Consider the following 14,733-nt stretch of genomic DNA (forward strand, 5'->3'; position numbering starts at 1 on the left):
AAAGACCTTCTTACCGAAAACGGCAAGAAGGTCTTTTTCTATTTAATGCCAACACGTTCGAAAACCTTGTCAACATTTTTTAAATGATAATTATAATCGAAAGCGTCGTCCAAATCAGCAGCAGATAAAATGCTGGTGATTTTTTCGTCGGCATCAAGCAATGGCCGGAACTGGGTTTGATTATCCCAAGCATACGCGGTCTTTGGTTGAACTAAGTCATACGCTTCTTCCCGGGTCATTCCCTTATCGATCAATTTCAACATAACCCGTTGGCTATAGATCAAGCCGAAGGTCGCATCCATATTACGCTTCATGTTCTCTGGGAAGACCGTCAAATTCTTAACGATATTGCCAAAACGGTGCAGCATATAATCTACTAAAATCGTCGTATCCGGTGTAATGATTCGTTCAGCTGAAGAATGGGAGATATCACGTTCATGCCACAAAGCCACATCTTCAAAGGCAGTAATTAAATGACCGCGAACGACCCGTGCCAAGCCGGTCATGTTTTCTGAACCGATCGGATTCCGTTTATGAGGCATCGCCGATGAACCTTTTTGTCCTTTAGCGAAAAATTCTTCCACCTCGCGGGTTTCCGATTTTTGCAAGCCGCGGATCTCTGTTGCAAAACGTTCAATCGAAGTCGCAATCAATGATAGGCTAGAAAAATACTCGGCATGTAAATCTCTGGGCAAGACTTGGGTAGAAATTTCTTGTGGGCGGATTCCTAATTTTTCACACACAAATTCTTCTACAAATGGCGGAATATTCGCGAAGGTTCCCACCGCACCAGAAATTTTTCCTGCTTCAACTCCTTTAGCCGCGTGTTCGAAGCGTTCGATGTTACGTTTCATTTCAGAATACCAAGTCGCCAATTTCAAACCAAAGGTCGTCGGTTCCGCGTGAACCCCGTGGGTCCGCCCCATCATAACCGTATTTTTATGTTCCAAGGCTTTTTCTCCAATGATGGCTAAAAAGTCTTGCAGATCTTGACGTAAGATATCATTGGCTTGTTTGTATAAGTATCCGTAGGCTGTATCTACCACATCGGTGCTTGTTAAGCCATAGTGAACCCATTTCCGTTCTTCACCTAGTGTTTCAGAAACCGCACGGGTGAAAGCAACGACATCGTGTTTAGTTGATTGTTCAATTTCTAAAATACGGTCAATATCAAAACCGGCATTTGCACGAATTTTCTCAACATCCGCCTTGGGAATCTCCCCTAGTTCCGCCCAAGCTTCATCCGCTAAAATTTCCACTTCCAGCCACGCATTATAACGATTCTCATCGCTCCAAATATTTGCCATTTCCGCTCTACTATATCGAGGTATCATGTTACGCTCCTTTTTTCTACTTAATGAAAGAATTTTTAATACTATCTGTTTTTAATCCCACGTCTCAGTCTTCTTGATATCATCCAAAGTTCGTTGGATACTATCCGTTAAAATAGTGATATGCCCCATCTTGCGACCTTTTTTCGGCATTGCTTTGCCGTAATAATGAAAGTGCCAGTCCGGCCACAAATCAATTAATTCATAGGTCTTTAAAAGATTCTCGCCTAAAATATTCACCATCACGGCATTCGATAATAATTTTGGTTCGCTTAAAGGCCAACCGCAAATCCCACGAATATGGGCCTCGAACTGACTCAACGAACAAGCTTCAATCGTATAATGGCCAGAATTATGTGGACGTGGTGCGATCTCGTTCACATATAAGGCACCAGCTTTGGTCAGGAAGAATTCTACACATAAGGTGCCGACTAATTCCACGCCTTCAGCGATAACTCTAGCGATTCGACTTGCTTCTTTAGCTACCGCCGTGTCAATTCCCGCCGGCGCGATCGTTTCATGCAAAATATTATTGCGATGGATATTTTCAACGACTGGAAACGTTACGTAGTCGCCGATATTATTTCCCGCTACTTGGACGGATAATTCTTTTTCAAAGGGAATCCATGCTTCTAAGACACAGGTCCCTTGACGCAGTAAATTCATGGAAGGTGCTAGGTCAGCTGTACTTTTTAAAACATATTGCCCATGACCGTCATAACCGCCACGAGTTGTTTTTAAGACGCACGGGTAGCCAATGCCTTCAATCGCATCTTGAATATCCGTCGGACTAATGATCGTCGCGTAAGGCGCGATCACAATATTATTATTTTCCAAGAAAGATTTTTCCATCAAACGGTCTTGACTGATGGCTAGTAAGTCCGTCCCTTGAGGAACATTAGCAAAATGCTGGATTTGATTGATCGTATCAACATCCACATTTTCAAATTCATAAGTAATTGCTTGTGATCTTCTAGCCATTTCTTCTAAAGCCATTTGATCATCATAATCGGCCACGATATGCCAATCTGAAACTTGCGCAGCTGGACAATCTTCTGTCGGATCAATGATTCCCGTTCGAAAACCCATTTCCTTCGCGCTGATAGCCATCATTCGGCCTAATTGCCCTCCGCCTACGATTCCAATCGTAGAGCCTGGTTGTAAAGGTTTAACCAAGTTGTTCACTACTTTCCACTACAGTTTGTGTCATTTGCTGACGTTTCTTTGCTAAACGTTCAGCTACCTTTTTATCATACATTGAAAGCATCTGAGCCGCAAGTAGTCCCGCATTCGTTGCCCCAGCTTTTCCAATCGCCGTCGTCGCCACCGGAATCCCGCCCGGCATCTGAACGATCGATAATAAGGAGTCTAAGCCATTTAAAGCCTTTGATTGCACTGGTACACCAATCACAGGCAAGGTCGTCTTAGCCGCTACCATGCCTGGTAAATGAGCGGCTCCTCCGGCTCCTGCAATAATAACTTTAATGCCGCGTTCTCTGGCCTTTTCCGCAAACTCAAACATTAGATCAGGCGTACGATGTGCTGAAACAACTTTTTTTTCATAAGAAATCTCCAACTCCTCGAGACTTTCACAAGCGTGTTTCATTGTTTCCCAATCAGAGGTACTCCCCATGATAACTGCAACTTCTGGATTCATGATTTGCTCCTTTCATTATTCATGCTTATTTTAGCAAGCAACTAAAGGGAAGTCAAAAGAGAATTCGAATATTATTTGATATTTACAATCTAATGTTCGTGTTTATTTCATAAAAAAGAAAACGCGGCAAACGCCGCGTTCTTTTTTAACTATTTTTACGATTATAACCGTGGAATAATAGATTCAATACAATCGCTGACAAACTACTCATCACGATTCCATTACCAGTAAACATTTGAACCGTTTCAGGCAGCTTCGCGAAAAGTGTCGGCATGGCGTTAAAACCTAAACCAAAACCAATTGAAATTGCGATAATCAATAAGTTTTTCTCATCGTTAAAATCAACTTTCGAAAGCATCTTCATCCCTTGGACCGCGACCATTCCAAACATCACGAGCATTCCCCCGCCTAAAACCGGCTCAGGAATAATTTGCGCCAAAGCTCCCACTTTAGGGAACAGGCCCAGAATAATCAAGAAGATAGCTGAAAAATAAATTGGACGACGGGTTTTGATGCCGGATAATTGAACCAACCCAACATTTTGTGAAAAACCAGTATAAGGGAACGTATTGAATAATCCGCCTAAAATAACTGCCAGGCCTTCTGCACGATACCCACGTTTCAAATCATCCTGAGATACTTTTTTGCCGGTAATATCGCCTAAAGCAAAGTAAACACCCGTTGACTCTACCATGCTGACGATGGAAATAATAATCATTAAGAGAATTGAAAATGGTTCAAACTTCGGTGTCCCAAAGTAAAAAGGCTGTGGGACATGGAACATCGGCGCATGACCAATCGCGGCTAGGTCGACTTGGCCTAATAATGCCGCTAAAATCGTGCCACCAACCAGTCCTACTAATACAGCGATTGAACGAATAAACCCGCGACCAAAAACTTGAACAGCTAAGATCAAGGCAATCGTAATAAAGGCTAATAGTAAATTGGTTGGATCGCCGAAAGTTTTAGCCGATGCATCGCCGCCACCTAATTTCGTTGTAGCAACTGGGATTAGTGTCAAACCAATCGTTGTAATGACTGTTCCAGTAACGATCGGCGGAAACAGCTTTTCAATCTTTGAAAAGAAGCCAGCAATTAAAACTACAAATATTCCAGCCGCAATGATCGACCCGTAGACTGTTCCGACACCCTGTGTTTGTCCAATCAAGATCAGTGGTGCTACTGCTTGGATGGCACAGCCTAGAACAACCGGCAGCCCGATCCCGAAAAATCTGTTGACTGTTAATTGCAAAAGTGTAGCTACCCCACACATGAAAATATCAATGGAAATCAAATACGTCATTTGCGCTTCATTAAAACCTAACCCCGTACCGATCAACAGCGGCACGGCCACAGCTCCTGCATACATGGCTAAAAGATGCTGCAACCCTAAAACTGCTGATTTTCCATTACTTGTTTCGTTTGTCACTCTATGCGTCCTCCTCGATAAATGTCACTTTACCGTCATGTAAGGAAGAGATTCTTGCTAAAGAGACGACTGGAATGTCCATGTCTTCAATCAGTTGGCGTCCATCCTGGAAGGATTTTTCAATTAAAATCCCGATCCCAGCCACGTTTGCTCCCGCTTGTTGACACAGTTCAATCAATCCTTTAGCCGCTTGGCCGTTCGCTAGAAAATCATCGACTAATAACACATTGTCCTCTGCAGAAAGGAATTTACGAGAAATTGAAATGGTGCTAGTTACTTGTTTTGTAAAAGAATAAACGGATGCAGTCAATAGCTCTTCGTCCATTGTTAGGCTTTTTGATTTACGGGCAAAGATCATCGGTACCTTTAAAGCTTGTGCGGCATAAACAGCCGGAGCAATCCCTGATGCTTCAATTGTCACTACTTTAGTGATCTTTTTTTCCGCGAATACTTCTGCCAGACGTTTCCCCATCGCATCCATCAATTCAGGATCTACTTGGTGCGTGATGAATTCATCGACTTTCAGAACACCTTCGCCTAAAACTCTGCCATTTTCTTTAATGCGATCTGTCAATTCTTTCATTATCCATTCTCCTTTTCCTATTTCAAATCGAGTACCATTCCATTTTATTTTCTTTACTATAGCAAGATATTTTGCCGGTCGCATGTCATCTGCTTAGTTAGCCATAAAAAAAGAATTGCATTCGTTCTTGTCGTTTTTTGATTAATACAAAAAACGCACCCCATCTGCAAAGCAAAAAAGGTACGCAACCGTACGATTTTTACTTATAGTCTTGCGTTTACGGCACAAGGTAGAAACTGTCATCCATATTATGACGATATATAAGTTCACTGCCAGTGAAAATTTTCACTGAAGTTTATGAAATATGAAAATTATTATAGCAGAAAGATTCTCACTGTAAACTAGAATCATTTCAAATGAGAAGAATTATAGCTGAATTAAATGAATATCTCACTTTATAATAAGAAGAAAGACGAAATCAATTCAAAAAAATTGGCAATTCAACTAGGATTTGAGAAGATAATAAAAACAAGGAAAATTTTTCTGACTCCTTTACTACATAGCCAGGAGCCTTATTAAAGAATAGATTAGGAGGTTCTTCTAATGATCGATTATTTCACAATATCCGATACTGGCGTAAAAAAAAGCGCACACGCCAGTAATTGGCTCGCGGTTGATAATCCCACCGATGCCGAAAAGGAACAGTTACACGAGGCCTATGATCTACCGAAAAACTTTTTTACCTTAGGTCAAAAATATTCCAATGTCTCCTTTTTCAAAAAATATCAAACCAAGGAAAAGAATCCACTATGCTTGATGCTCTTTGTTGATATCCAATCCGTGGATGAACCTGAATCTTTATCTTCAACAGTTTCGGTATTCTTGACTCCTGAAGTGCTGATAACCGTCAGTGATAATTCGCTAATTCAAGAAGTGCTGCAAAATTTCGAGACGGAAATCTTTACTAAAGCCGGCCTGATTCTCCATATGTTACAGACGATCAATGAACATTATCTGATTTTTTTACGAGAACAACGAAAGACTATCGAAGAAATCAGTCAAGGAACTGCTCACGGCTCTAATAAAAATATCCTTGAACAAACGACCCATACGGAAAAAAATCTCGTATACATCGACAATCTTTTAAAGGAACAATTAAAAACAATTGATCGATTATTGGATTCGAGTCTAGTGGCTTCCGATCGGGATTTAGCAATTGAAATCGAGTTACAGTCTAAACAGGCCACGACTTCTGTTCAAATTTATCGCGAGATGCTAGGCTCTATCAGCGGATTGATCAACAGTATGATGGATAATCGGCTGAACCAGCTAATGAAATTTCTAAACACGGCTTCTTTGCTCTTAGCATTACCAACGTTAATTTTTAGTCTATGGGGGATTAATACCGGTGGATTGCTCTGGCGTGATTCTGAGATTGGCTCCATCATGGTGGTGCTCTTAGCATTGATTGTTTCCATCGTTAGCGGCGTCTATTTATTTAAAAAGGATTATGACGCTTAAGTTAAGAAAGGCTTACGCGGACTCGCTCAGCTTTTTGCCAGTTTTTCTTCTCGCTTTATTGAGATTAGAAAAAGGGTATGCGTGACGACAATCAGAATCATTTTTCGTGTTTTTGGAAAAATGATTCCCTAATTAGGAGTCAGCTGAGCAATAAGACCAAACGATTTCTAAATTGTTTCTCAAATTTCGAAATAGTTTTGCTTATTGCCGATAAAGCTAGTTCGTGAAGCCGGACATGAATATGCCTGCTGTAAAGCGATTTATTCATTTGAAAATTTTATACTTTCTTCATAGTCAAAAAAACAGGCAGCGAGGATGTGAACGCTGCCTGTTTTAACTGTTTATTATTTCAATTCGTTCGCTACTGAGAAGTGTCCAATAACATCAGTGATTCGGTTCAAGTCAACGTTACCGCCAGAAACGACTGCAACGACTTTTTTGCCATTCACATATTTGTCTACTTTACCTGAAAGAATGGCTGCAGTTGCTAAAGCGCCTGCTCCTTCAACGACGATCTTCGTCCGTTGGATCAAATCTTTCATTGCAAGTTCAATTTCTTGTTCAGATACGGTTACCATATCGTCAACCAATTCTTCAACAACTTCAAAGGTTAGGTTTCCAGGAAATTCTACCGCACAACCGTCTGCGATTGTCGCACCAGTTTTGTAGCCAACTTTTTTGCCTTCGCGGAACGAAGCAGTCATCCCATGAATGTTGTCTGCCTGTACCCCAATGATATTGATATTTGGATTAAATGTTTTCATTGCTACCGCGATACCAGAAATCAATCCGCCGCCGCCGACAGGAACAACGACAGTATCCACATCCCAAATTGAATCTAGGATTTCAAGACCAATTGTTCCTTGTCCAGCCATCACGCATTCATCATCGTAAGGTGGGATATACGTCACACCTGTTTCTTCAACGATTTTTTCACAATATGCTTTTGCATCGTCAAAACCAGCACCATGAAGGATTACTTTGGAACCGTAGCCTTCCGTTGCTTCAACTTTCGCTTTAGGAGCTGTTTCAGGCATTACGATCGTGCTTTCGATTCCTAATAATCTAGAAGTCAACGCTACACCTTGTGCGTGGTTTCCAGCAGAAACCGCGATAACCCCTTTATCTTTTTCCGCTTGAGTTAAATGAGCAATCTTGTTGAAAGCTCCACGGAATTTAAATGATCCTGTTAATTGCATATTTTCTAATTTTAAGAAAACTTGACCGCCCGTTTGAGCCGTTAAGAACATTGATTGAATCAACGGTGTTACCCGTCCGTATTGTTTTACAACATTTTTTGCTTCATGGATATCTTCGATTGATACTGGTAATTTTGTCATTGTTTGAGTCATTACAGTACATCTCCCACTTCGGTATAAGTCACATCGATTGAATCTGCTAATGCTTTAGAAACTACTTTACCATTGTATACACTTAGACCTGAAACTAATGATTCGTCAGATTTCAACGCGGCTTCAAGACCTTTGACACTGACATCTTTAAGGAACGAGATATTACCTTTTGCTAACGCGATCGTTGCTGTTCTTGGTGTTGCACCAGGCATATTCGGTACAGCATAGTGGATCACGCCGTGTTTAGTGAAGACTGGGTCTGCATGGTTAGTTGGTTTGTCGATTGTTTCAACCGTACCACCTTGGTCAATCGCGATATCAACGATGACTGAACCTGGTTTCATTGATTCAACCATGTATTCTTTAACTAATTTTGGTGGCTTCGCTCCTGGAATCAAGACTGTCGAGATAAACACATCAGCTTCTTTGATTTTTTCTTCTAAGTTTTCAGTGTTTGAAACTAACACATCAACATTGTGATCTTTATAACGTTCTTGTAATTGTTTGATGCGGTTTTCGTTCACTTCAAGAATGATGACGTGGCAACCAATTCCAACAGCCATATCAGCTGAATTTTCTGCTGCGTTCCCGCCGCCTAAGATGACCACTGTTCCTGCTTCAACGCCGTCGATTCCTGGAAGTAAGATTCCTTCGCCGCCATGTTGTTTTTCTAAATAGTATTGACCTAGATTTACTGCACGACGTCCAGCGATCGCACTCATTGGTTTCAATAATTCTAATACGCCGTTGATTGAGATGTTTTCGCCTGACAAAGCTGTCACGCCAACTTCCATCATTTTTTCAACACAAGCTTTGTTAGCAGCTAAATGTAAGAAGCCCCAGATGATTTGACCTTTTTTGAAGTAGTGGTATTCACTTTCCATTGGTTCTTTTACTTTTACGATCAATTCAGCTGTCCAAGCAGTATCTGTATCAACGATTTTACCGCCAGCTTCAATATATTGTTCATTTGTAAAGCCTGAGCCTGCACCTGCGTTATCATCAACAAGTACTTCGTTTCCTGCTTCAACTAAAATTTTTACATTTTCAGGTGTCATACCTACACGTGCTTCACCTTGTTTTGGATCTTTAATTACGCCTATTTTCATAGCCATTCACTCCCAAAGATTATTTACCAAAGTTATTTAACCTTGGAACATGTTTAATATATCACAATGCTTTTTTTATACAACGATAAGCTTTCAAGTGTTATTGATATCTCATTTAGTTCAAAACAATATTCATTATTAGTTGATCTTATAAACAAAAAAAGCCGTTAAAACGGCTTTTTTAAATAAGAATTTTTTCATTTATTCGAAATGTGTTCTCCTTAAACTAGTCTAACAAATAAATATAATGGAATCGTTCTCGTTCTTTTATGTGATTCTTCGAATTTATTGATTTTTTATTATTTTCAAAAATAGTAGCATTACTAAGTAATTTTACTTTAAAAAGTGCAGGAAAGTTATTCCTTACAACCTGCAAGAACCGAACAAAAAAAGTCGAAGATTACTCTTCGACTTTTGCTTGGCAATCTGGGCATAACCCATAAACTTCTAAACGATGCTTGTTGATTTTATAGCCTGTCAACTTGCTGGATGCCATTTCAACATCTTCCAATCCTGGATAGAAAAAATCCACGATCTTACCACAATCTGTACAAATCGCATGATAATGCTGCTTGTTTGTAAAATCAAAACGACTAGCCGCATCTCCATAGTTCATCTCCTGCACAATCCCTATTTCGACAAATTTTCTCAAGTTATTGTACACAGTAGCCACACTCATATTGGGGAAGCGGCCTTCTAACGAGCGAAAAATCTCATCAGCTGTTGGATGACTGCGATACTGGATCAGATATTCTAAGATGGCATAACGTTGTGGCGTGATTCTTACTCCGCCGGCCTTTAATTCTTTGACCGCTTGATCAACTGCCTCATTAACCATATAAGCCCCTCCTCTATTGGATTCTCTATTAAAATGATACTATTATCTGAGGGGAAATACTAGTTGGATTCAAAAATTAATCTTTTTCGTAAACTTATCGGATTTATTGGAATAATTCAGTAGACAAATAACGTTCACCATTATCAGGCAGTAAAACCAATACTTTTTGACTAGAATCCATTTTTTTAGCTACTTCTAATGCCGCAAATAGTGCCGCTCCTGAAGAAATACCAACTAGAATTCCTTCTTTTTTGGCAATTTCTCTGGCAGTCTCCATGGCATCGCTGCTTTTCACCGGTAAAACTTCATCATAAATGTTAGTATTCAAAATACTTGGAACAAACCCAGCGCCAATTCCTTGGATTTTATGTGGACCAGATTGACCACCCTCTAAAACAGGAGATTCTTCCGGTTCTACCGCATAAATTTTAATATCCGAATACATCCGCTTCAATTCGTTACCAACACCTGTGATCGTACCACCTGTACCAACACCAGCAACAAATGCGTCTAAACCATTTTTTTCAAAGGCATTGACGATTTCTTTAGCTGTCGTTTCTTCATGAACTTTTGGATTCGCTGGATTGTCAAATTGAGCTGGGACGAACCAACCATTTTTTTCAGCTAACTCATTTGCCTTAGCAATCGCGCCTTTCATACCGTCCGCTCCGGGAGTTAAAACTAAATCTGCCCCATAAGCTTGCATTAATTTCCGGCGTTCAACGCTCATCGTTTCCGGCATTACTAACGTTACTGGATATCCTTTAGCAGCTCCGACCATAGCTAGACCAATTCCTGTATTTCCAGAAGTCGGTTCAATAATCGTCATACCTGCTGTCAATTTCCCAGAATGTTCGGCGTCTTCAATCATTCGTAAAGCAATCCGATCCTTCACACTTCCGCCTGGATTAAAGGATTCAACTTTAACGTATATTTCCGCCATCTCACTTGTTGTCATGTGGTTAAGTTTTACGATCGGTGTGTCGCCTATCGTTTCTAAAATAGATTGATAAATTTTTGTCATTTTATTTCGCTCCATTCCTTACCTTATGTAAGTTATATTAACGAAAAAAGAGCAAAGATGCGAGAATTTCGACTTTTAAAGCGCTTCAACCTAGAGTAACTTTAAAGATTTTTTCTAAATAAAATCTTCCCTCAGAGTTTTATTCAAGAAAAAAAGATGAAGCGTGTTGCTTCATCTTACCAATCAATTAAATAGTAATCGTTTCTCCAGGCATGATGGTGGTTGCAGAAGTCCAACCATTATCCGCCATTAACTGGTCGACACTAATTCCAAATTTTTCAGCGATTCCCCAAAAAGAATCCCCTGATTGGACTGTGTATGATTGACCACTTGTTTGTGTTGCTTCACTTCCATTAGAAACTGTTTGCTGTGTTTGTCCTTGATCGGTTGATTCAACCGCTGTACCGGCTCCTGGTGTATCAAAACGAGTCAAACCATACGTTTGAATCAATGAGATTAATTTTCCGGCATACCCAGGGTCTGTCGCATAGCGTCCCGTTAAATAGACTGCTGCATCTTGATAACTGTTCGTATGACTTTTCCATGCGCCTGCATAATAAGAACTTCTTAAAAGGCTCGCATGGGCCTGAAAAGATTCACTGTAGCTGCCGTACACAGCAAAAGGCTCATTCATCGTAACCCACTGACCATTTAAGTATTCTTGGGTACTCATAGTGACTGATGGACCACCGCTGTATTCTTTTACGCCAAATAAATTGTAATACGGAGCACTTGATAATGACGACGATCCAAAGCCCGTTTCAACTAATGCTTGAGCAACCATTATCGATGCGTATAAATCATTTGATGCAGACACTTGCATCGCAGAAGCACCTAGCTGTTCAATAAATGCCGATTGATTTTGTGTTTGCCCGACTTCCGCCGCATTCACTTTTACACTATTGATAGAAATCGCGGCTGGTGCAAGAATCATTGCCGTCCCTAGTAAAGGCGCACTCTTTTTCGCCCTACTTATCCGCTTTTCTTTTTTTTGTTCTCTTATATAATTGTTTCTCTCGATACGTGTTTTAAATTGGCTCATTTTTTACCTCCATGAAACCCTACCTACACTCTTCTTTTTACGTTACTTTGAAATTATAATCCAAGAATAATTAACAAACAATTCAAACAACGTTGTTTCGACAAATTGTCATTACTTCGTAACATGTGTAATGAAAAAGTAGTTATATTTCAGTTTAAATTCTATTGCTTTTTCGAAATACCTTATTTAAATCCGTTAAAAAAGTGAATCAGCTTAAAAACTGATCCACTTTAAAACACAATTGTCTTGTTTACATAATTATTTTATGCTTCGATAGGTTGATTTTGAAAAACCAATTGGTCATCAAATAATTCGATAGAAACTTTTGTCTTAGGCAGCACCCGGCCGGCAATAATTTCTTTTGCTAACGGTGTCTCTACTTCCCGTGTAATGAACCGTTTCAGTGGACGTGCGCCGTATTGCGGCTCGTAAGCTTTTTCAGCGATCCAGCTTTTCGCATCTTCTGTGATATCTAATTGAATTTCTTGTTCTTCTAAGCGATGCGATAAGTGTTGAACGATTTTTTCTACGATTCCTTTCACGTCTTCTAAGCTTAACGGCGTGAACAAAATTGTATCATCAATTCGATTCAAAAACTCTGGTTTAAAATGTCCTCGTAACAGACTTAACACTTGATCCTTCGTAGCTTCTGGAATGTTTCCATCAGCCGTTACCCCGTCCAACAGTACTTGAGAACCAATATTGCTAGTCATGATTAGGACCGTGTTTTTAAAATCGACTAAGCGGCCTTTCGAATCGGTCAGACGTCCGTCATCTAAGACTTGTAATAAAATGTTGAAAACGTCTGGATGCGCCTTTTCGATCTCGTCCAATAAAATAATCGTATACGGATTCCGACGAACAGCTTCCGTTAATTGTCCGCCTTCCTCATAACCAACATAACCTGGAGGTGCTCCAACTAGCCGTGACACAGAATGTTTCTCCATATATTCACTCATGTCGATTCTTACCATGTGATCCTCAGAGTCGAAAAGATTTTCCGCCAAAGCTTTGGCCAGTTCCGTCTTACCGACCCCCGTAGGCCCTAAGAATAAGAAAGAGCCTAGTGGGCGATTAGGATCTTGCAGCCCTGCCCGCGAGCGTAGTACCGCATCACTGACCGCATCCACTGCTTCATCTTGACCAATAACCCGTTTGTGCAGCGTGCTGTTCAAGCTTAGTAATTTTTCCCGCTCACCTTCGACCAATTTCGTGACTGGAATACCTGTCAAACGACCGACGACTTGTGCAATCTCATTTTCGGTGACGGACTCTTGCACCATCCGAATATCATTTTGTTGATTTTTTTCTTCCAAGTCGGCCAATTCTTTTTCCAAGTTCGGAATCGTGCCGTGACGAAGCACGGCCGCCCGTTCTAAATCGTAATTATTTTCCGCATCTTCCAACTCATGCTTGGCTTGGTCAATCTCTGCCCGTTTATTGGAAACGACATTGACTTCTTCTTTTTCCGTTTCCCATTGCAGTTTCATCGCATTGGTTTCTTCCCGTAAATCAGCTAGCTCTGCCTGTAAGCTTTCTAGCCGCTTCTTGCTGGCATCGTCGCTTTCCTTTTTCAATGCAGCTTCTTCAATCTCTAACTGCATTAAACGCCGTGTCACTTGATCTAGCTCCGTCGGCATTGAATTCATTTCCACCCGAATGCTAGCGCTAGCTTCATCCACCAAATCAATCGCTTTGTCCGGTAAAAAACGATCGGTAATATAGCGGTCTGATAAGGTCGCTGCTGCTACTAACGCATTGTCATGAATATTAACCCCGTGATGGATTTCAAAACGTTCCTTCAATCCCCGCAAAATACTGATGGTATCTTCGACGGTGGGTTCCTTGACTAAAACTTTTTGGAAACGACGCTCTAAAGCTTTGTCCTTTTCCATATACTGACGATATTCGTCTAAGGTAGTGGCACCGATCAAATGCAATTCCCCGCGAGCCAGCATAGGTTTCAACAAATTCCCCGCATCCATACTGCCTTCGATTTTCCCTGCACCCACGATGTTATGGATCTCATCAATGAAAAGTAAGATTCGACCATCGGATTTTTTGACTTCTTTTAGAACAGCTTTCAAACGCTCCTCAAATTCACCGCGGTATTTCGCACCGGCGATTAATGAGCCCATATCTAATGAGAAAACCGTTTTGTCTTTCAAATTCTCCGGTACGTCTTTTCGGACGATCCGTTGGGCCAAACCTTCGACAATCGCGGTTTTACCGACACCCGGTTCGCCAATCAGTACAGGATTGTTTTTAGTTTTTCTTGATAAAATCCGAATCACGTCACGAATCTCTTCGTCACGCCCAATAATCGGATCTTGCTTGCCGTTTTTTACTTGTTGAACTAAGTCTACGCCATATTTTTCTAGGGCTTTATACGTTTCTTCTTGATTTTGTGAGGTCACTCGATCCCCTCCTCGCATCTCTTCAATATTTTTCTGTACTTCTTTTTCATTTAATCCTTGTTGATTCAAATATTTCGTCAAGGAATAATTTTTTAGTTTCATTAACGCTAATAGGACGATTTCCGTTGATAAGAAGTCATCTTGAAATTTTTCTCTCAATTTATCTGCTTCATTTAATAAGTTGAACAAATTTTGACTAAGGTTTTGACCATACTGGACATTGCCGCCATTTACTGTAGGATAAGCGTCTAATGCTTGATCCACCTGTTGCTCAAACTGATCCACATCAATGCCTGCATCCGTATAAAAATTACGGCCAAAATGATTAGGCTGTAAAAATATTTTCCATAGGTGGGCAATGTCGATTTCTTGATGATGCCGCGTCACCGCGATTTGTTGCGCTTCAGCGATTGCTTCTTGTAAAGTCGTCGTCATTTTTTCGATATTCATATTCATACCTCCGACAATTATAATCTTTTACAATAATAGT

Annotated in this window: 12 protein-coding genes and 1 riboswitch; of the genes, 1 reads left to right on the forward strand and 11 read right to left on the reverse strand. The window is 40.5% G+C overall.

Annotation, left to right across the window (positions count from 1 at the left end; translation table 11 throughout):
- Positions 1-38: 38 nt before the first annotated feature.
- From purB to IGI54_RS06495, 5 genes are all read right to left on the reverse strand, one after another.
- Positions 39-1,334, reverse strand: coding sequence for an adenylosuccinate lyase (purB, locus tag IGI54_RS06475; RefSeq protein ID WP_430620228.1), 1,296 nt, complete (start codon positions 1,332-1,334; stop codon positions 39-41).
- Positions 1,335-1,385: 51 nt separating this feature from the next.
- Positions 1,386-2,507, reverse strand: coding sequence for a 5-(carboxyamino)imidazole ribonucleotide synthase (gene purK, locus IGI54_RS06480; RefSeq protein WP_430620229.1), 1,122 nt, complete (start codon positions 2,505-2,507; stop codon positions 1,386-1,388).
- The gene (gene purE, locus IGI54_RS06485; RefSeq protein ID WP_379945540.1) at positions 2,500-2,988 is read right to left on the reverse strand and encodes a 5-(carboxyamino)imidazole ribonucleotide mutase; all 489 of its coding nucleotides are present in this window, start codon (positions 2,986-2,988) and stop codon (positions 2,500-2,502) included. The genes purK and purE overlap by 8 nt, the downstream gene beginning before the upstream one ends.
- A 145-nt stretch (positions 2,989-3,133) precedes the next feature.
- Positions 3,134-4,417 carry a nucleobase:cation symporter-2 family protein gene (locus tag IGI54_RS06490; protein ID WP_071862734.1) on the reverse strand — a complete coding sequence of 428 codons (1,284 nt, stop codon included), beginning with the start codon at positions 4,415-4,417 and terminating at the stop codon, positions 3,134-3,136.
- Between the two features lies 1 nt (position 4,418).
- Entirely contained in the window at positions 4,419-5,000 is a 582-nt protein-coding gene (locus tag IGI54_RS06495; RefSeq protein WP_071862735.1) for a xanthine phosphoribosyltransferase, read from the reverse strand.
- A gap of 186 nt (positions 5,001-5,186) precedes the next feature.
- Positions 5,187-5,284, reverse strand: a riboswitch (purine riboswitch).
- A 259-nt stretch (positions 5,285-5,543) separates the two neighbouring features.
- On the opposite strand from IGI54_RS06495, the gene IGI54_RS06500 reads away from it, so the two are divergent.
- Positions 5,544-6,461, forward strand: a complete 918-nt coding sequence (locus IGI54_RS06500; RefSeq protein WP_311899604.1) for a magnesium transporter CorA family protein — start codon at positions 5,544-5,546, stop codon at positions 6,459-6,461.
- A 344-nt stretch (positions 6,462-6,805) separates the two neighbouring features.
- Here the strand turns inward: IGI54_RS06500 and tdcB are convergent, their stop codons facing one another.
- The 6 genes from tdcB to clpB form a co-directional block, all read right to left on the reverse strand.
- Entirely contained in the window at positions 6,806-7,813 is a 1,008-nt protein-coding gene (tdcB, locus tag IGI54_RS06505; RefSeq protein ID WP_071862737.1) for a bifunctional threonine ammonia-lyase/L-serine ammonia-lyase TdcB, read from the reverse strand.
- Positions 7,813-8,922: an alanine dehydrogenase gene (ald, locus tag IGI54_RS06510; RefSeq protein WP_216429052.1), complete on the reverse strand. Its 1,110-nt coding sequence runs from the start codon at positions 8,920-8,922 to the stop codon at positions 7,813-7,815. The genes tdcB and ald overlap by 1 nt, the downstream gene beginning before the upstream one ends.
- A gap of 400 nt (positions 8,923-9,322) precedes the next feature.
- Positions 9,323-9,760: a Fur family transcriptional regulator gene (locus IGI54_RS06515; protein ID WP_071862739.1), complete on the reverse strand. Its 438-nt coding sequence runs from the start codon at positions 9,758-9,760 to the stop codon at positions 9,323-9,325.
- A gap of 103 nt (positions 9,761-9,863) precedes the next feature.
- On the reverse strand, positions 9,864-10,784 hold the full coding sequence (gene cysK, locus IGI54_RS06520; protein ID WP_313630958.1) for a cysteine synthase A: 921 nt from the start codon (positions 10,782-10,784) through the stop codon (positions 9,864-9,866).
- Positions 10,785-10,971: 187 nt separating this feature from the next.
- Positions 10,972-11,826, reverse strand: coding sequence for a glucosaminidase domain-containing protein (locus IGI54_RS06525; protein ID WP_430620230.1), 855 nt, complete (start codon positions 11,824-11,826; stop codon positions 10,972-10,974).
- Between the two features lie 263 nt (positions 11,827-12,089).
- On the reverse strand, positions 12,090-14,693 hold the full coding sequence (gene clpB / locus IGI54_RS06530) for an ATP-dependent chaperone ClpB (RefSeq protein ID WP_430620231.1): 2,604 nt from the start codon (positions 14,691-14,693) through the stop codon (positions 12,090-12,092).
- Between the last annotated feature and the right edge of the window lie 40 nt (positions 14,694-14,733).

It is taken from the genome of Enterococcus sp. DIV0800 (assembly GCF_050559735.1).
Lineage (GTDB): Bacteria > Bacillota > Bacilli > Lactobacillales > Enterococcaceae > Enterococcus_A > Enterococcus_A devriesei.

Excerpts from the sequence above, each read along its gene's own strand:
- purB (WP_430620228.1), bottom strand. The coding sequence starts at position 1,334 with ATGATACCTCGATATAGTAGAGCGGAAATGGCAAATATTTGGAGCGAT.
- purE (WP_379945540.1), bottom strand. The coding sequence starts at position 2,988 with ATGAATCCAGAAGTTGCAGTTATCATGGGGAGTACCTCTGATTGGGAA.
- IGI54_RS06495 (WP_071862735.1), bottom strand. The coding sequence starts at position 5,000 with ATGAAAGAATTGACAGATCGCATTAAAGAAAATGGCAGAGTTTTAGGC.
- IGI54_RS06500 (WP_311899604.1), top strand. The coding sequence starts at position 5,544 with ATGATCGATTATTTCACAATATCCGATACTGGCGTAAAAAAAAGCGCA.
- tdcB (WP_071862737.1), bottom strand. The coding sequence starts at position 7,813 with ATGACTCAAACAATGACAAAATTACCAGTATCAATCGAAGATATCCAT.
- ald (WP_216429052.1), bottom strand. The coding sequence starts at position 8,922 with ATGAAAATAGGCGTAATTAAAGATCCAAAACAAGGTGAAGCACGTGTA.
- IGI54_RS06515 (WP_071862739.1), bottom strand. The coding sequence starts at position 9,760 with ATGGTTAATGAGGCAGTTGATCAAGCGGTCAAAGAATTAAAGGCCGGC.
- cysK (WP_313630958.1), bottom strand. The coding sequence starts at position 10,784 with ATGACAAAAATTTATCAATCTATTTTAGAAACGATAGGCGACACACCG.
- IGI54_RS06525 (WP_430620230.1), bottom strand. The coding sequence starts at position 11,826 with ATGAGCCAATTTAAAACACGTATCGAGAGAAACAATTATATAAGAGAA.
- clpB (WP_430620231.1), bottom strand. The coding sequence starts at position 14,693 with ATGAATATCGAAAAAATGACGACGACTTTACAAGAAGCAATCGCTGAA.